The 17,090-nt window shown below is 47.9% G+C and carries 17 protein-coding genes; 6 read left to right on the top strand and 11 right to left on the bottom strand.

The window, feature by feature from the left end:
• Positions 1–8 precede the first annotated feature (8 nt).
• A complete protein-coding gene (locus PHW04_05185) occupies positions 9–947 on the top strand; it encodes a radical SAM protein (GenBank protein MDD2715270.1) in 939 nt (312 codons plus the stop codon).
• On the opposite strand, the gene PHW04_05190 is transcribed toward PHW04_05185, so the two are convergent.
• The 6 genes from PHW04_05190 to PHW04_05215 are packed head-to-tail and all read right to left on the bottom strand — an operon-like array spanning position 892 to position 6,545.
• Complete coding sequence (locus PHW04_05190; protein MDD2715271.1) at positions 892–1,713, bottom strand: radical SAM protein; 822 nt, start codon at positions 1,711–1,713, stop codon at positions 892–894. The genes PHW04_05185 and PHW04_05190 overlap by 56 nt on opposite strands.
• Entirely contained in the window at positions 1,714–2,796 is a 1,083-nt protein-coding gene (locus tag PHW04_05195; GenBank protein ID MDD2715272.1) for a glycosyltransferase, read from the bottom strand.
• A complete protein-coding gene (locus PHW04_05200) occupies positions 2,793–3,857 on the bottom strand; it encodes an SPASM domain-containing protein (GenBank protein MDD2715273.1) in 1,065 nt (354 codons plus the stop codon). Before PHW04_05200 ends, PHW04_05195 begins: the two co-directional genes overlap by 4 nt.
• A complete protein-coding gene (locus tag PHW04_05205) occupies positions 3,854–4,960 on the bottom strand; it encodes a DegT/DnrJ/EryC1/StrS family aminotransferase (protein ID MDD2715274.1) in 1,107 nt (368 codons plus the stop codon). The genes PHW04_05200 and PHW04_05205 overlap by 4 nt, the downstream gene beginning before the upstream one ends.
• The gene (locus PHW04_05210; protein MDD2715275.1) at positions 4,957–6,060 is read right to left on the bottom strand and encodes an SPFH/Band 7/PHB domain protein; all 1,104 of its coding nucleotides are present in this window, start codon (positions 6,058–6,060) and stop codon (positions 4,957–4,959) included. Before PHW04_05210 ends, PHW04_05205 begins: the two co-directional genes overlap by 4 nt.
• Positions 6,061–6,071: 11 nt before the next feature.
• Positions 6,072–6,545 (bottom strand): NfeD family protein, encoded by a 474-nt coding sequence (locus PHW04_05215; protein MDD2715276.1) that lies wholly within the window; start codon positions 6,543–6,545, stop codon positions 6,072–6,074.
• A gap of 117 nt (positions 6,546–6,662) precedes the next feature.
• On the opposite strand from PHW04_05215, the gene PHW04_05220 reads away from it, so the two are divergent.
• Positions 6,663–7,091 (top strand): hypothetical protein, encoded by a 429-nt coding sequence (locus PHW04_05220; GenBank protein MDD2715277.1) that lies wholly within the window; start codon positions 6,663–6,665, stop codon positions 7,089–7,091.
• Positions 7,092–7,151: 60 nt separating this feature from the next.
• Here the strand turns inward: PHW04_05220 and PHW04_05225 are convergent, their stop codons facing one another.
• Positions 7,152–8,114, bottom strand: a complete 963-nt coding sequence (locus PHW04_05225; protein MDD2715278.1) for a magnesium transporter CorA family protein — start codon at positions 8,112–8,114, stop codon at positions 7,152–7,154.
• A 78-nt stretch (positions 8,115–8,192) separates the two neighbouring features.
• Between PHW04_05225 and PHW04_05230 the strand changes: the two genes are divergently transcribed.
• Positions 8,193–9,215: a hypothetical protein gene (locus PHW04_05230; GenBank protein MDD2715279.1), complete on the top strand. Its 1,023-nt coding sequence runs from the start codon at positions 8,193–8,195 to the stop codon at positions 9,213–9,215.
• Positions 9,216–9,234: 19 nt separating this feature from the next.
• Here the strand turns inward: PHW04_05230 and PHW04_05235 are convergent, their stop codons facing one another.
• The 4 genes from PHW04_05235 to PHW04_05250 form a co-directional block, all read right to left on the bottom strand.
• On the bottom strand, positions 9,235–10,125 hold the full coding sequence (locus PHW04_05235) for a M28 family peptidase (GenBank protein MDD2715280.1): 891 nt from the start codon (positions 10,123–10,125) through the stop codon (positions 9,235–9,237).
• Positions 10,126–10,227: 102 nt separating this feature from the next.
• Complete coding sequence (locus PHW04_05240) at positions 10,228–11,922, bottom strand: carbamoyltransferase N-terminal domain-containing protein (GenBank protein MDD2715281.1); 1,695 nt, start codon at positions 11,920–11,922, stop codon at positions 10,228–10,230.
• Positions 11,923–12,084 (bottom strand): hypothetical protein, encoded by a 162-nt coding sequence (locus PHW04_05245; protein ID MDD2715282.1) that lies wholly within the window; start codon positions 12,082–12,084, stop codon positions 11,923–11,925.
• A gap of 16 nt (positions 12,085–12,100) precedes the next feature.
• Entirely contained in the window at positions 12,101–12,505 is a 405-nt protein-coding gene (locus PHW04_05250) for a hypothetical protein (protein MDD2715283.1), read from the bottom strand.
• Positions 12,506–12,531: 26 nt separating this feature from the next.
• Between PHW04_05250 and PHW04_05255 the strand changes: the two genes are divergently transcribed.
• The 3 genes from PHW04_05255 to PHW04_05265 all read left to right on the top strand — a co-directional run bounded on the left by PHW04_05255 (position 12,532) and on the right by PHW04_05265 (position 16,867).
• The gene (locus PHW04_05255) at positions 12,532–12,936 is read left to right on the top strand and encodes an OsmC family protein (protein ID MDD2715284.1); all 405 of its coding nucleotides are present in this window, start codon (positions 12,532–12,534) and stop codon (positions 12,934–12,936) included.
• A gap of 132 nt (positions 12,937–13,068) precedes the next feature.
• Entirely contained in the window at positions 13,069–16,119 is a 3,051-nt protein-coding gene (locus tag PHW04_05260) for a PAS domain S-box protein (protein MDD2715285.1), read from the top strand.
• Positions 16,120–16,123: 4 nt separating this feature from the next.
• On the top strand, positions 16,124–16,867 hold the full coding sequence (locus PHW04_05265) for a pseudouridine synthase (protein MDD2715286.1): 744 nt from the start codon (positions 16,124–16,126) through the stop codon (positions 16,865–16,867).
• Positions 16,868–17,090: the final 223 nt, after the last annotated feature.

The following is a 17,090-nucleotide window of genomic DNA, read 5'->3' on the forward strand; positions in this document are numbered from 1 at the left end:
GGAAATTCGTGAAAAAATGCACTTTCGGCCCTGTATTGTCACGCAGACTTGGCAGATCCCTGGGCATAGACCTTTTCCCGGATAAAATCTGCAGTTTCGACTGCATTTACTGCGAATGCGGGCCGACCAGGATAAAAACCATCAAGCGCGAAAATTTCATGGATCCTGAAATCGTGCTCGCTGAAATCGCCGAAGCGGTCAAAGTCCATCAGCCGGATGTCGTGACCTTTTCCGGAAGCGGCGAGCCGACATTGTTTCTGGACATGGAATACCTGGCTGAAGAGATCAGAAAAATCACGGACAAGCCGCTCGTAATGATTACGAACAGCTCTCTGCTTTTCATGCCTGAAGTGCAGAAAAGTCTTCTGAATTTCGACATGGTTCTTCCTTCGCTCGACTCGGCCGGTCTCTATACCTTCAACCTGGTAAACCGGCCGCATCCCAAGCTTTCCCTGCAGGAGATCATCCGCGGGCTTGCCGAATTCTCACATGCCTTTAAAGGTAAGCTCTGGCTGGAAATACTCCTCTGCGAAGGAGTGAACGACACTGAAGAAGACATCAGAGACCTCACCAGAGCTTTGAAAGATATCCGCACAGACCAGATCCAGATCAATTCAGTGGACAGGCCTCCTGCATATCAGAGCGCCAGGTCTCTCAGCCGGGAAAAGCTCGCCGAATTCGCGCAGCGGCTCAATGGCACAGTGATCAGCAGGGGAGCAGATCCTGAAGCACCTGGTAAAACGAGTCCTGACGAAAAAAATCTGCTCAACTCCCTCTCCAGGAGGCCTGAGACTCTGGAAGCACTGGCCGCCGCCTTCAGCTGCAGCGCCGGAGAGATGGAGCGTCTGCTTGCCAGGCTGGAAAACAAAGGCCTGGTCGGCAGGGACGAGCTTAACGGGCAGACCTATTTCCGGGCCTTGCCGATGAAGAATGATCATTCAAAATAACCAATGTTTCAATCCCGAGCTTGTCTAATGTTTTCAGATACAGTTCTTCCATCTTCCGCTGCCCGCAGGCATCCGTTTCCTTCATCCTGTAGTAAACAATGTCGCCCTTCACTTCAAAAGGCTGGTTGCCTCTAGAACCCACAGCTGCCAGTTCCTTATGGCTGTGCAGCCTGCAGAGGTTCCTGCAGAGCTCGTAAAATTCCGCGGCTTCCCGATAATTTTCTTCCATTACGATGAATTGAAAGATGACGTTCGGACCCCACTGCTTGCGCTTTTTTCTCATTTCCAGAAATTCACTGATGTTCAGCAGCAGTTGATTGAAATCTCCGCCGCGGACTTTGCTGTAAGTAATTGCTGAGGCAGCGTCAATCGAAAGAAACAGGTTGCCGGGATGAATCAACCGGTTTTGATCGCAAAGTTTCAGGATAGCTTCGGGTTTTTCCAGGTCCAGCAGCAAGGCATTGGTATGCAGGACAAGATACTCGCAAACAGGGATCTTTTTTGAGAGATCATAGATGTAATCCATCATCCGCACAAAATCAGGGTGCAGAAGAGACTCTCCCCTGAAGAAAGGGTTGAGGCTTTTCAAGGTCACTCCTTTTCCGGAAATCTCGTCAATGATTTTCCGGAAAAGTTCGAAAGACAGAAATCCTTTGTCAGATAATGTGTTGTTGAACTGGGAGCAGAATCCGCATTTAAGATTGCAGTAGCTGGAAAGTTCAAGATTCAGGCAGCAGCTCCGGTAATCAATGAAATGCGGAACCATTCAGAGTGCATCCTTCCCGAATGCTTTCAGAAAATAATTTTCGAACACGAATTTGTAGCTGTATTGCTCCCTGACTTTCAGGATCGCTTCCTTGCAGAGTCTGTATTTCTCTTCTGTCAGCACTTCGACAGCTCCGGGAAAATCGGAAATCCGCTGCACCACTATCCCGCATTCCCGCACTGACGCGTGATAACCTTCAACACCCTTTTCAGTGCTGATGAATGGAAGGCCTGCAGCCAGCGAGTCGATCAGTTTCACCCTGGACCCGGCACCGTACCCGACAGGGATCAGAAAAATATCTGAAACTCCCAGCAGATCGTCCAGATAGATGATCATGTCCTTGACTCTGATATTAGCTTCTGTTTTGAACAATCTGGAAGCTTTGTTGCCTATGATATACAGATCCGGAAGATTCCGTGTTTTCCGGGCTTTTTTGTATACATTCAGCAGTTCCATGCTGCCGGAAAATGTCGCGAAATATCCGTAATTTCCAAACAGGATCAGCATCCGCTCCCCAACCCGCTCAGGTCTGATGCGGTTGCTGTATGAGTGCGGAAGATATGCCACGCGGGGATGATCCTTTGAAATCAGCTCCAGCTCTACGAGGGAAGGAGTGAAGATCAGATCAGCCAGCTGCACAAATTTTTTCAGATATTTCCTGAAAAGCATGCTCTCCAGGAAAAAGAGGGGATTTTTCGTTTGCCTGGCCTGCTCCATTAACAGCAGCTCCTCGCAGTTCTGGAAATCAGCCACTTTCATGATTTTCACTCCCTGAAACAGATACAGAAGATGGGAATGATCAACTGCCAGGATTTCGAAATCCGCTTCCCTGGAATGGATGAATTCCATCAGTTCAGGAGAGTAATATTTCCGCAAAGAGAATGGCCAGAGGTTGAAAGTGGAAATTGAGACCGGGAAGTTCTGCTCGCGGTTTGTAAAACAGCGCAACTCCTTATCATAGAAAAAGTAGGTGACTTCCCCGATTTTACGGAAAAAATCCAGCAGCTGCCAGGTCCGGCGCGAACCTCCGGTCGGTTCTCCAGGCATGATCGTAGAAATAAATAGAATTCGCTTTTTTGTCATTCCAGATCCTGTTCGTTCCAGTCGTCATCTTTAAGCGGTGTGGAGGCACTGCAGTTCCTGCAGCATTCAAATTCACTTAAATCCCGGTTCAGATGCGCCTTTCGCAGACGATAAGCTTTCTCCCCCCACCAGATTTCCCGGAAATTCTCGTGATGCAGGCTGCCCAGGCTGAGTTCACGCCTGTTGTCCTGACAGCAGGGCAACAGGGTGCCGTCTGCATCGATCAGTGGAGACGTGAAAGGATGCGCACAGGGATTGTTCCTGCCCCCGGATCGCATGCCTACACTATTGTCCAGCTCCCGCTCCTCCCTGGTGGAAATCGCCGAAATCCCCAGCTCAGCTGAAACGGACAGGAAAAGCCTGTCCATTTCCTCCTGATCGCCTTTGTAAGACCTCAGAGGCCTGATAAATACATTATCACCCATTTTCCCCAGAGCGGAAAATTCTTCATTGTTTAAAGTGCTGATCAGACCAGCATCCCCGAATTCGGCAAGCCTGGATTGCCAGGTGACTGCAAATTTCCGGGTTTCTTCGTGATTTTCCGGCATTACAAGAAAACAGAGGCTGACTTTCGGATAGTCAAGTCCCGATTTCTTTCTTTGCGAAAGAAAATTGAGGACATTCTCTTCCACTTTTTTCAGCTCCCCATTTCGTCTGATGCAATGATAGGTTTCCTCAGTAACAGCGTCGAGGGAAAAATAGATTCTGCCGATCCTCCCCTGCTCCCTGTGGCAGTTTAGCAGCGAAAAAAGACGGCTGGTAAGGTCGGGATTCAGATAGGTGCCGTTTGTATAAAATTCAATGTTCTGGAAAAACCTCTGCTCCAGGTTCCTGGAAAAAAGCAGTTCCATGATCCGGTAAAAATCCGGGTGAGCAAGTGGTTCACCCAGATAAAATGAATAGATGGTCTGGAATCCTACATCGCACTCCAGGATTTTTTGAAGAACTCCAAGCGGCAGAAATTCATGCTTCTCTCTCATTCCTGTCTCAAGAGTATGTGGACACATGATGCAATCCAGGTTGCAGTAATTTGTCAGGGCAAGCTGCAGGTGTTTGATCATTTCAGTTCATCAGCGATCTTGAGCAGAGACTCGATCACATAATCCACTTCTTCGTCGGTCATTTCAGGATAAATCGGAAGTGCGAAGTTCTCCCTGCAGGCCAGCTCTGAATTGGGCAGATCTCCTGATTTCCAGCCGAGATCCGCGAAGCACTCCTGCAGGTGGAGAGCCTGCGGATAGTAAATCATGGTGGAAACTCCAAGCTCGGATAAGCGCTCTCTGATGGTGTCCCTTTGATGGTGGAGGAGCACATACATATGATAGACATGAGTGACGTCCGGATCAGATTCAGGGATGGAAAAGATGCCTTTAAACGACTTGTTGTAGCGGATTGCTATTTCCCGTCTCCGCTGGTTCCAGCTGTCAAGTTGTGGCAGCTTCACATTGAGGACTGCGGCCTGAAGCTCGTCCAGGCGGCTGTTCAGACCTATGAATTTATGAAAATATTTTTTCTTGGCACCGTGCACTCTCAGAATCCTGATACGTTCGGAAAGTTCAGGGTCATTCACTGCTACACAACCGCCGTCTCCGTAAGCACCGAGATTTTTTGTAGGATAGAAGGAGAAGCAGGAAGCTACCCCGAAGGAACCGATTTTCCGTCCCCTGTATTCCGCACCGATCGCCTGCGCGCTGTCTTCCACTATCGCCAGTCCATGTGATCCGGCAATTTCAGACAATCCTTCCATGTCGCAGGGGTTACCGTATAAATGCACTGGGATCAAAGCTTTTGTCCTTCCAGTGATCTTCTTCTTCACTTCTTCCGGATTCAGGTTAAAAGTCCGAAGGTCAATGTCGCAGAATACCGGTTTCGCACCCAGCCTGGTAATGCAGGAGGCGGTGGCAAAGAAACTGTAAGTGGTAGTGATCACCTCGTCGCCTGGCTTGATGCCGAGTGCCATCAGGCTAAGCAGCAGGGCGTCCGAACCTGAAGCCAAGCCGATCGCGTCCCTCACTCCCAGATAAGAGGCCATGGATTGTTCAAATCGCTGGACTTCAGGTCCGAGAATGAAAGCCCCCCTGGCCATCACAGCCTGGAGGGCGCAGTCCAACTGATTCTTCAACTGCCTGTACTGCCGGTTCAGTCCCAGAAATTCGACTTTCATTTCTTTCCTGTTTCCATGGACGGGTTCTGGGATAGCTTCGCAGCTGCAGGAGCGACATCCGGGTTAAGATTGATCGAGCTGAAAATCTCTTTTACCGATCCCAGTGAAGATAAAAGCGTGGATGCTTCAAATGGCAGGAAAATGGTCTTGTTCTTGCCTTCTGTGCACATTTTGGTAAAAGCTTCGATATACTTGATTGCCACCAGATAGCTGACTGGATTGGTTTTATCTCCGATCGCCCTTTTGATGAAATCAATGGCATTGGACTCGGCATCAGCTACGTTTCTGATTGCCACGGCCTGCCCTTCAGCGAGCAGTATCTGCTGCTGCCTTTTGCCCTCAGCTTCCAGGATCTGCTTCTGCCTTGTGCCCTCGGCTTCGGCGACTGTAGCGTCCCTGACACCTTCCGCTTTCAGTACTGCTGCTCTCTTGAAGCCTTCGGCTTCCAGAATATTGGCACGCTTGGTTCGTTCAGCGTTCATCTGCTTTTCCATGGCTACTCTGATCTCGTCAGGGGGATTGATGTCCTGCAGTTCCACTCTGTGCACCTTGACGCCCCATTTGTCAGTGGCTTCGTCCAAGATCAGGCGCAGCTTGTTGTTGATCGTTTCGCGTGAACTCAGAGTCTGGTCAAGGTCCATTTCACCGATCACATTACGCAAGGTGGTCTGGGTCAGCTTCTCAATGGCTTCAGGCAGGTTGGCGATCTCGTAAACGGCTTTTTTAGGATCTGTGATCTGAAAATAGAGAAGCGCGCTGATTTCAATCCCGACATTATCCCTGGTGATCACGTTCTGTCTGGGAAAGTCGTATACCGCTTCCCGCAGGTCGATCCTGTCGATTTCCCTGATCCTCACCACCTGACGCCTGGTGAGCATGTCGTTTTCCACGTATCTCCAGACAATGCGCCTGTTCTGGTCGATCATGGGTATTATGAAATGCAGCCCGGAATCCAGGGTTTTGTAATAACTTCCAAGTCTTTCAATGATCATCACTTCCGCCTGCCTGACCAGCACAATGCCCTTGTATCCAAGTACAATCACCATCACGGCCAGAATCAGCAGCACAAATGAACCAAAACTGGTTTCCAGTAAAAACATCCACTCCTCCTTTATTTGCTTTCTTTCAGTGCAACAATGACTTTGTTTCCATCAACCTGCTTTACAGTCACCAACATCCCGGCTTTGACAATCGAATCATTTTCACTGCGGGCAGCCCAGAGCTCTCCGCCCACCCTGGCGCGCCCGATTCCATTCTTGTTGTCAATATCTTCAGTGACAGTGGCTTCCCTTCCGATCAAACCTCCGACATTGCTGACATAACTATCAGTTTTTTTCGAGATCAGCTTGAGATACACATCCCTGAAAGTAGCCAGCACAATCAGAGTGATCAGAGAAAAGGCCAGCAACTGGAATTTGAATGAAACGCCGAGAAAAGCCAGAAGTCCTGTGAATACTGCGCCCACGCCGAAACACAGCATCACGAAACCGGTGGCCATTGTAAGCATTTCGAAGATGATGAAGGCGATGCCTACCAGCACCCAGACAAGCCACGGTTCAAAGTATATACCGCCCGGCAGATGCATATTTTCCTCCGTTTTATTATTTTTTTTATTATAGCAGAAATCACTGTCCCTCGCCAGAATCCGCTCAAGTTTCTGCCTGAACTGACGATAAACATTCGAAAGACCGTTGGGGGAATCATGAAAACACTTGGAATCCTTTTACTGGTACTGCTTTTCACAGCCGTTTATGCTGACTGTAACCCATTGCGCGAGGAATTTCTGGCCTATTCGCTTGGACGGACTGCTGACAGGACAATCAGACTGGACATGAAACCCGCAGCACAGGAGCTCGACATCATTCCAGCAGAAGATACCGGTTATTTTCAGCAGAAAAAGAAGCTTTTCCTGGAAAGCATTTTAAAAAACATGCACAATGGCTTCAATGGATGGCTTAGAGAAGAACTTAACGAGCAAAACAACCTGGAAAACAGTTTCAACAAGACTTTCTATACAGATCAGAAGGAGCTGGAACTTAAAAACCTGTTGCCGAGCAAACCTTTGGGAAATGAACTGAAACTGAAATCGGAACCTGAACTGAAGGAAGGGTTTGAAATTACCGTCGCCTGATCAAAAGCTTAATTGTATACTCTCCTCCTCAACTGATCCGGGCATAACCCCGGATTTTTTTTATTTAAACATCCCTTTTTTCCAGAAAACATAAAGACTGAACAGAAACAGAACTCCTGACAGGCCCGCCACAAACCAGAAACCAAAAGGATGTCCAGTGGTGTTGACACCCCAGGGAACATTCACGTTCATTCCCCAGAAGCTTGAAATCATGGTAGGAATGGCAATGCAGATCGTGACCATGGTCAGAAATTTCATCACAATATTCAGGTTGTTGCTGATGACTGAGGCGAATGCATCCATCATGCCTGAGAGGACATCCCCATACATCTGGACCATCTCCAGAGCCTGTCTGTTTTCGACCACTACATCTTCCAGGATTTCGTCGTCCTCTTCAAAGGCCTGCAGCAGTGTGAACTGCTCGTTAGCCCGCAACTTGAGCAGTTTTTCAGTCACAATCTGATTCCCGCGCAATGAAGCCGTGAAATAGGTCAAGCTCTTTTCCAGTTCCATCAGCTGGTAGATTTCTTCGTTCCGCATCGATCTGCGAAGATTTCTCTCCAGTTCGTCAGTACGGCGGTTGATCTGGGTCAGGAGCTTAAGGAACATGGTGGCGCATTTCAGGAGCAATTGGAACAGAAACCTGGTTTTTTTATCGGTCCAGAAATGCTTGATCTTTGAATTGAGGAACTCCCTGAGAAGCTCATTTTCTTCCAGGCAGACAGTGATCATGAAATTCTCGGACACGATTATCCCGAGCGGTACAGTGTCATAGCGGTCGCTTCCCATTATTTTAGGGGTATTGATAATCACCAGTATGCAGTTATCCTGAATCTCAACTCGGGAGCTCTCTTCAGGGTCGAGGGCTGCTCTCAGTATGTCGAATCCGATGCCTGTTTTAAGCGAAACTGAAGTCATTTCCTCTGTTCTGGGAGCTTCAAGATTGATCCAGACTTCTGGACAGATCTTTTCCAGATCTATTTCAACCAGTTCCGCATCATTGGTTTTCAGAATCCTAAGCATGCTTACAATTTAGTCTGGTCACGGGTGCGAGTCAAGATTCAACTTTCAGTATTTAACGTTGATTGATAGACTATGTCCATGTCCGGACGTCTGCTGCTCGCATTGTTTTTGATTTCCACAGCTGTGCATGCCTTTGATCCGGCAGATTTTCAGATCTGCATCAGTGAATCAGGGCTGAATTCTCTGCTGCCTGTAATTTTCAACGGTACGCGGATCTCGGACCCCTCGGTCAGCCTGCGGCGGGATCAGTTTGTCCTCAAAGTGCAGATAAGGATTCAGTCGCTGCCGCTTGAACTGAAATTCATAGGGGAGCTGTCGACCTGTGAAAGCGGAGCAGTGGATCTTAACATCAATTCCTGCCTGCACGGCCTGCTTTCAGAAGAAAAAGACGACACCAGACGCTATCTGCACTATCTGATTGACGCCATCAATTCCATTCCTGTCGGAAACCCCGGCCGGAAGATCTCGGCTACTTTTGTGGATTCTGCAGAGTATCTTGCCACTGTCAGACTCTCCCCTTCTGAATTGGCACTTCTTCCGTCTTTGGGTAAAATCCGGATTCAGACCGCCCAGCTGAGGGAGAGAATGCTTGTGATCTCCAGTTCCCTGAAACCGGTTCTGAACGGCAGAAAAGATTTCCAGGCTTTTCTAGGCAACGGTCTTCTCAACAAACTGCTGCTCAAATTCACAGCCAGGCAGCCGCCTGATTCCCCGCAGATCATTGAAACCAGGTTCAATCCGGGAAAGAAAGCCGGCATCTCGTTCCAGTTCAGGAATGATCCGGAATGTGCGATGCTTGATCTGGTCCTTTCCCTGAAAGTGCTGAAACCGGACTGGTTTTCGCTCGACTCTGCAGTCCGGAAATCCGACCGGCCTGTGGATCTCAACCGGCGATTGAGCTACATCACCAGGATCCTCAACCATAACATTGAAATTCTCTCAACCGCAGAAGGCAACAAGACCAAATTCTCAGTCACAGGAAACCGTGTCTATTTCAACCTGAGCTTTGACGACCTGATGCCGCTGAAATGGGCACCTGAGATTTACGAAGCAGACCTGGAAAAGGATTACTTGCTGCTGAACGCGAAATATCCGGAATAGGCCGCGGTAGTGAAATGAGTTACTTCGCCAGTTCAAGAATTGCTGCACTGTTGCCTTCCACTGCCTGAGCCATGCGGTTGTAGTCCAGTTTCTCGTAAGTGTCGCCTGCAGTATGATAATAAGGGTTGCGGTAATAAGAAGTGTCTGTGATCATGATCGCCGGATAGCCGTTCTCCCAGAAAGACCAGTGATCCGACGAATCTACTCCCTGGATGAAGGAATACTTCGTCAGTTCATAAAGAGGCAGACTGCAGGAGCGGCGGAACATGCCAGCGAGCTTCTCCATAGCAGCCGAACTATTCTTATCGCCGACAGCGAGGAGAAAATTTCCTGTGGAAGGGTATTTCCAGACAAGTGGCAGCGGAATCTTCTGCGAATGCGGTTCATCTGAATAATAACCGAGCATTTCCAGAATCACGGCAAGATATATTTTTTCACCATTCTCGCGCAGTTTGTTCGCATAGACTTTGCTGCCCATGTATTCGGTCTGAAAATATGGCGGCTCCTCGTTTACAAAAGCCACGAAGCGGATCTTACGCCTGGTTTTTGATGCACTGAGTTTCTTCGCCACCTCAATCAGCACCGCCACAGCGCTCGCGTTGTCATCAGCCCCGGGATTGTCACAGGTGTCGTAATGCGCTCCCACGATCAGGATTTCCGCAGTCGGATCCGTTCCTGCCAGCTCGGCTATTAGATTCGAAACCGGCCTGCCCACAACATGGTAACTCTGTTCAGTGACATCCAGTCCGCAGGCTTCCAGCCTGTCCGCGATATAGCCCGCTGTCTGTTGCATTGCATGATACTTCCGGGTACTGCGGTCACCGAATTCGTGGGACAGGGTGTAGACATGATTTTTCAACTCCCTGACAGTAAGTGAAACCGAGTCCAGGCTGGATACTTTATTCTGCAACGGTGGCTTCCTCATACTCCCCTTTAATGCAAAGGTCACCAGGCAAAGCAGTATCAGTAAAAATGTGATTCTAAGGAACTTCAAACAGTCACCGCGTATATCTCATTTTCCCTTCTGCCCATCTTTCTCGATCACGAAATTGTTCAGCACCAGCATGTCGATCTGGGTGCTGAGAAAGCATTTCAAAGCATCTTCAGGAGTGCAGACGATCGGTTCATGATTGTCGTTGAAGGAAGTGTTGATCAGCATCGGAACACCAGTAAATTCGTCGAATCTGCGGATCAGGTCGTAATAGAGGCCGTCGTCGCAGGTCACTGTCTGGACCCTGCACGAGCCATTGATATGAACTGCAGAGGGTATGACGGTCTTCTTTTCAGTTAGTACATTCGCTGTCTGGAGCATGAATGGATTAGTGAACTCCCTGTCAAACCATTGCCCCATTTTCTCGCGCAGCACACTCACACCGTAAGGCCTGAACCACTCCCGATGCTTGACGTTCTGGTTGAGATGATCCCTCATGCCCGGGATGCGGGGGTCGGCAAGAATGCTCCTGTTGCCTAGCGCTCTGGGTCCGAATTCCATCCTGCCCCGAAACCAGCCTGCAGTTTTCCCGCCCGCGAGCTTGGCAGCCAGATATTTCAAAAGCTGCGGCTCTTCCATTTCCCGGTATTTCAGTCCGCTGTTAGTCAGAATCATCCGGATCTCACCATTCCCATACTCTGGACCCAGGCTCGCTGATTTCATCACGAAATCCCTGTGCTTGACCATCAGAACATTGTAAACCAGCAGAGCTGCTCCCAATGCGCAGCCGGTGTCTCCAGCTGCAGGTTGGATGTAAATATCCCTGACATCGGTCAGATTAAGGATTTTACTGTTTAAAACGCAGTTGAGAAAAATCCCTCCGGCAAGGCAGACGTTACTGCAGCCGGTTTCTGAAACAGCCCGCCCTACAATCGTTAGAACACAATCTTCAACGATTTTCTGCAATGTGGCAGCCAGATTGAAATGCTTCGAGTTCAGCTCCCCGTTTTTTTCCCTTGGAGGTCCGAAGATTCGCACGAATTCCTTTTTGTACATCAATCCGCCGCTCTCAAAATCAAAATATCGAAAGTCGATCTCAAAGCTGCCGTCATCCCTGATCCGCACGATCTTCTTGAATTCAGGGTAAAACTCCGGCTCCCCGTAATCAGCCAGAGCCATCACTTTGCCTTCTCCGCTGTTGACTTCAAATCCCAGATAGGATGTCAGGGCAGAATAAAGCAACCCAAGGGAATTAGGATAATTAAGCTGCTTCAGCATTTTAATGTCATTACCTTCTCCTATCCCAACAGTCAGTGTAGCCATTTCCCCCAATCCGTCCGCTGTTACAATCACAGCCCGTTCAAAGGGAGATACCAGGAAGGCACTGGCGGCATGCGAAAGATGGTGCCTGGAAAACAGGGTTTGATTGCCGTAACCCAATTCGCCCTTTAACAGCAGAGGGAAAATCAGTCGTTCTCCCAGATAAAGCGGCAAAACACGGAAAAATGCCTCGGCTGATCTGGGAAAGGAATGGATAAAGGCACTGATCACGCGGTAAAATTTAAGATAAGGTTTTTCGTGGAATACGATGTAATCGATGTCATTGATCGTTAAATCAGCCTGATTTAAACAAAAATTAACAGCGCTGATCGGAAAAACAGCAGAATGTTTTTTGCGATTGAAGCGTTCTTCCTGAGCGGCAGCCACTACCTTGCCGTCGCAGACCAGGCAGGCTGCTGAGTCATGATAGTAGCAGGAAATTCCCAGAATGTTCATCTAAAGCCCTGCGTAGATGAACGACAGCACCGCCGTAGGTCCGATCGTGTAGATCAGGACGGCGAGCAACGCGAACAGGATCAGGATCGGAGAAATGAAATAGAGTTTGTGTTTTTTAATCATGTAGATTGTCTCACGAAAAATGTAAAAAAACTTGCCCATTCCTTACTCCTTGAAATTAAGATTGCCTTTTCCACTCCTCAAAATCCGAAGAAAAATCCTCAGGCTGAACAAACAGTGAATCTTTCCAGCCTGTGAAGGAAAAAAGCTTATTGATACTTAGAAAAATCCAGGCAACGCTGAAAAGTAAGAAGTAGATCAGAAAAAGAAAAAGGTTCAAAAGTACTGTCTGCAGGATAAAGACACTGATCAGCTCGAATATTTTTTTCATTTTATCAGATCTAATGATAGCTGTTTCTTTTTCAAAAAAGCAAATCCAAAAAAGTGATTCGGATTCGTTTCCATTTATTTCAAGCGCATGATATAATCCTGCCAGGCCTGCGTGAAAAAGCAGGTTCAGGCTGTCGGCTTCCAGGCAGAGATAGATGTCCGCGGGTGAAAGCTCGATGGCATAACGCATCATGGACAAATTATAAGGGAGACCGAACGATGTATCAAGTGGAACTTACCTACAACAACGGATTTCAGTGGGACATTGTTACAGGCAGTCATTTCATTGCCAGCGATCTTTCCCCGGAAGAAGGTGGAGACAATGAAGGACCTAATCCGGAAGAATTGTTTCTGGCAGCTCTGGGAAGCGGAGCAGGAATGGAGATCACCAGGTTCATCAAGAAGCACAATCTGGAGAAATTCAGTGAATTCAAGGTGACAGTCTCAGCTCAACCCAAAAAATCCCCGGCTTCTCTTTCCCACATCAAAGTGAGAGTGACGTTCCCCGATGATTTTCCCCTAACTGCCAAACCAAAGCTTTTGAAGGAGCTGGAAAAGAATTCGATCAATTCGACACTGCTCCTGTCTCCTGAAGTCACAGTGGAAGAAACTTCCGCAGATTAAACCAACAGAATATTCCGGCTGACAAATACGCAGGAAAAGATCTGAAGAGTTAAACGAATCTTCTGCTTACGCGACTTTGAATCATATTTTTAAGTATTGATCAATCCCCGCTGATACTGATACTATAGACTTATGAGCGACATTCCATTCAAATTCAAACCAGGTTCCGGCACATTTTACGATGTTTTCTATTTCAGCCCGATCATCATGGTGATCACGACCCTCGACGAAGGCATCATAGTGGACGCAAATGCTGAATTTTTCAGCCAGCTGGGCATGGAAAGAGAAGAAGTTATCGGAAAGACCACTGCAGAACTGAAACTGTGGACTAAACCCGAACAACGGGACGGAGTTGTTTCTGTAATCAAACAGTGCAGGCGGGTACGCAATGTGGAAGTTGATTTCAGGAGCAAAACCGGTGAAGTCCGCTCCTGTCTCTACACCGCCGAACGAATTCAGCTGGACGATAAGCCGTTCCTTCTTTCCTCGGTGATCGACATCACTGACCGCAGGAATTCTGAAGAGAAGCTCCGCATATCGGAGGAAGTATTTTACAAGACATTCCATAACTGCCCGATAGCCATCACACTTTCAGATATGGAAACGAGGAAATTTGTGGAAGTGAATCAGGGTTTCATAAAAATATCCGGCTATACAGCTCAGGAAGCCATCGGTCGTGAACCGGACGAACTTGGTTTATGGATCGATCCGGAAACTCCCTTTAAAATTATCAGGGAATTCAGGAAAAACAAACGTGTCGAAGGCATGGAGTTGGAAATCCGAACCAAATCCGGGAAGATAGTTTCCTTGCTCTGGGCCGGAGAGATACTGAAAATATTCGGTAAAGAGCATATGCTGGCCACCTGCCAGGACATTTCAGCCTGGAAGCAGTCCGAAGAGCAGCGCCGGATTTCCGAGGAGAAATTCCGCAAGACATTCCATAACTGCCCGATCGGGATCACGTTGACTGACCTGAAAACCATGAAGTTTATCGAGATCAACCAGGGATTTACAGGAATCACCGGATATTCAGAAGAAGAAACCATAGGACATACTGTGATCGAACTCGGGCTATGGTCTCCTGAAATGGAATCAAGAGTCCTCAACATAATGAAAACCGATGGTTTTGTGCATGAACTTGAATTGGATATCCAAACCAAGGCCGGATCCGTCATAACCATAATCTGGTCAGGAGAAACCATCGACGTGGGAGGCAGGGCCTGTATTCTAGTCACCTTCAAGGACATTTCCGCCCATAAAAAAGACGAGGAAAAATTGCGTGTTTCTGAAGAAAAGTTTCAGAATATTTTCCAATCCAGTCCGGTAGGCATCAGTCTTTCAGAGATGAGCACAGGGCGTTTCCTGGAAGTCAACCAGGCATTTCAGACCATTACAGGTTTTTCCGCTGCAGAAGCCAACGGCCACACCTCATTTGAAGTGGGCATGTGGGTCAACACCGACGACCGGGATGATTTTGTGTCGAAGCTAAAACAGGAAGGGTGCATCAGGAATTTCGAACTGCCGATCCGCCAGAAATCAGGAAACATCATCTCAGTTCTCTGGGGTGCTGATAAAATCAAGATCAACAACCTGGATTTTCTGCTCGTCTCAGGTTTGGATATCACAGTCCTCAAAAAAAATGAAGAGAGACGCCGCATTTCCGAGGATAAATTCTCCAGGATTTTCAATGCCAGTCCCACCATAATCACGCTCAGTTCCCTGGAAAATGGCACATTCATTGATGTAAACGCCGAATTTCTCCGGCTGTTCGAATATGATAAAACCGAAATCCTTAATAAATCAGCGCTCACCATGACAATCTGGTATGACCTCAATGACAGGAACAGGATCGTCACAATGCTTAAGCAGAACGAGCGTTTCAGGAATCAGGAAGTCAAATTTTTCACAAAATCAGGCCGGGTGCTGACTTTCCTTTTTTCCGCGGAGAAAGTCATCGTCGACGGCAAGGAATGTCTGCTCGCGCTTGGGAATGAGATCAGCGAACTCAAAGCCATTGAAAATGACAATAAACTTCTTGAGGAACGGCTGGCCAGAGCCGAAAAAATGGAACTGCTCGGGCTTCTGGCTGGAGGCGTGGCTCACGATCTGAACAATATTCTCTCAGCAGTCATCGGGTATCCGGAAATTCTGCTTTCTATGGTCGAGCCTGGCCACAGGATGGTCAAACCGCTTACAGCGATCAGAGATTCAGGCGAGCGGGCCGCGGCCGTTGTCCAGGACCTTCTTACTCTCACACGCAGAGGTGTGGCAGATAAGAAAATAATCAATCTGAACAACCTGATAAAGGAATACCTGATCTCCCCTGAACATTGTTTTCTGTCAAGCCATTTCCCGGATATCACAGTCAGCATGGAGCTTGCTGACGAACTGCTGAACATTTCAGGCTCATCGCATCATCTCATCAAGTCCATTTCCAACTTACTCATTAACGCAGCCGAAGCCATGCCTGCAGGTGGAAAAATCAGTATCATGACGGAAAACCGATTTCTGGACCGGAACATCTCAGGGTATATGAACGTGCTGAAAGGCGAATATGCCATACTCTCCGTCTCGGACGAAGGCACAGGGATTGATTCTGCAGACCTCAAAAAAATCTTCGAACCATTCTACACAAAAAAGTCAATGGGCAGCAGCGGGACCGGACTGGGTCTGACGGTAGTCTGGGGCACAATTCAGGATCATCAGGGATACATTGACGTTAAAAGCAATAAAAGAGGCACAAGCTTCGAACTTTTTTTTCCAGCCTCCAGAGACAAAATCGTGATAGACTCACAACAGATCTCCGAACTGGGGGGAAATGGAGAATTGATTCTGGTGGTGGATGACATGCCTGAACAGAGGGAACTGGCCATGGAACTCTTGAAATCCCTCGGATACAATGTCAGTCTGGCTGCATCAGGCAAATCTGCAGTGGATTTTCTGCAAAAAGAAAAAGCAGACTTGGTGCTCATTGACATGATCATGGACCCAGGCTGGGATGGACTGGATACATTTCGTGAAATCAAGAAGATCGTTCCTCTGCAAAAAGCAGTGGTCATGAGCGGATTTTCGAAAACTGAAAGTGTAACCGAAACCCTCAATCTCGGAGCAAATACATATCTGAAGAAACCATTTTCATTAAAATCCCTTGCACTGGCCGTGAAAAAAGCTCTGGAAAGCTGATGCCATGGCCTTTCTGAAACCACAAAAGCACTTCAATAAATCAACCGGAGTCTGCCCTTTATACAGAGCTCTGTCCAAGCTCTCCTTCTGCTCCCGGATTAAAGCCAAGCAGCTGATCCGGCTGGGGCTGGTAGCTGTCGACGGCCGGAAGACTCTGGATCCCGCCCAGCCGGTCAATTTCCAGCGCGACAGGATCACTGTGCGCGGAGAGATAGTGAAGCCAAAGGCTTTCATCTATCTGGCGCTCAACAAACCTGTGGATTTCCTGGTCTCCCGCAAGAGAGAATGTGGAAGCAGGACCATTTTTGAGCTGATTCCTAAAAATATCGATACAGGGTTGCGCTTCGCAGGCCGGCTGGACAAGGATTCGCGCGGACTTCTGATTCTCAGCAATCACAATGATTTTCTGAATCGGATCTCATCAGACAAGGAAAATGTAGCAAAATTTTACAGGGTAAAAGTGGACAGGGAGCTTTCGGAATCTGCTGTTACTGAATTCGAACATGGAGTGGAAATCAAAGATGTAAACGGAAGCAAATCAATGACTCTCCCCTGCCTGATAAAATCCCTGGGAAACAGAACCTATGAAATTGAACTCAGGCAGGGATTGAACCGGCAGATCAGACGGATGTTCGAACATTTTGATTCAAATGTGCTGGACCTGTTCCGCTACCGGATCGGCAAACTGGAGATTGGCGATCTGAGAGAATCAGAATTTAGGATAATACGTCCTCAAGATGTAATTTAAGAGCTGAAGACCTATTCCTGCTCCGATCTATCGCCCTGCAGACAGCAATTCAGAGGCTCTTCAGCTACTGCTGTTAGAGCCTCTTATCCTGAAGCCAAAGGCTTCGGGACGCCTTTGAACGCCTTCGCAGGGATAAGTCTTCAGCTCTAGCTGTGATCAAACAATTAGTAGCTGTGCCTGGTCATTCCCTAATCATTGCCCAAAACACAACGCAGCGTCATTC

The sequence above is a fragment of the Candidatus Wallbacteria bacterium genome (assembly GCA_028687545.1).
GTDB lineage: Bacteria > Muiribacteriota > JAQTZZ01 > JAQTZZ01 > JAQTZZ01 > JAQTZZ01.

Excerpts from the sequence above, each read along its gene's own strand:
- PHW04_05215 (MDD2715276.1), bottom strand. The coding sequence starts at position 6,545 with ATGCATCTGCCGGGCGGTATATACTTTGAACCGTGGCTTGTCTGGGTG.
- PHW04_05260 (MDD2715285.1), top strand. The coding sequence starts at position 13,069 with ATGAGCGACATTCCATTCAAATTCAAACCAGGTTCCGGCACATTTTAC.
- PHW04_05225 (MDD2715278.1), bottom strand. The coding sequence starts at position 8,114 with ATGCTTAGGATTCTGAAAACCAATGATGCGGAACTGGTTGAAATAGAT.
- PHW04_05265 (MDD2715286.1), top strand. The coding sequence starts at position 16,124 with ATGGCCTTTCTGAAACCACAAAAGCACTTCAATAAATCAACCGGAGTC.
- PHW04_05205 (MDD2715274.1), bottom strand. The coding sequence starts at position 4,960 with ATGAAAGTCGAATTTCTGGGACTGAACCGGCAGTACAGGCAGTTGAAG.
- PHW04_05200 (MDD2715273.1), bottom strand. The coding sequence starts at position 3,857 with ATGATCAAACACCTGCAGCTTGCCCTGACAAATTACTGCAACCTGGAT.
- PHW04_05230 (MDD2715279.1), top strand. The coding sequence starts at position 8,193 with ATGTCCGGACGTCTGCTGCTCGCATTGTTTTTGATTTCCACAGCTGTG.
- PHW04_05250 (MDD2715283.1), bottom strand. The coding sequence starts at position 12,505 with ATGATGCGTTATGCCATCGAGCTTTCACCCGCGGACATCTATCTCTGC.
- PHW04_05210 (MDD2715275.1), bottom strand. The coding sequence starts at position 6,060 with ATGTTTTTACTGGAAACCAGTTTTGGTTCATTTGTGCTGCTGATTCTG.
- PHW04_05220 (MDD2715277.1), top strand. The coding sequence starts at position 6,663 with ATGAAAACACTTGGAATCCTTTTACTGGTACTGCTTTTCACAGCCGTT.
- PHW04_05190 (MDD2715271.1), bottom strand. The coding sequence starts at position 1,713 with ATGGTTCCGCATTTCATTGATTACCGGAGCTGCTGCCTGAATCTTGAA.
- PHW04_05255 (MDD2715284.1), top strand. The coding sequence starts at position 12,532 with ATGTATCAAGTGGAACTTACCTACAACAACGGATTTCAGTGGGACATT.
- PHW04_05245 (MDD2715282.1), bottom strand. The coding sequence starts at position 12,084 with ATGGGCAAGTTTTTTTACATTTTTCGTGAGACAATCTACATGATTAAA.
- PHW04_05240 (MDD2715281.1), bottom strand. The coding sequence starts at position 11,922 with ATGAACATTCTGGGAATTTCCTGCTACTATCATGACTCAGCAGCCTGC.
- PHW04_05195 (MDD2715272.1), bottom strand. The coding sequence starts at position 2,796 with ATGACAAAAAAGCGAATTCTATTTATTTCTACGATCATGCCTGGAGAA.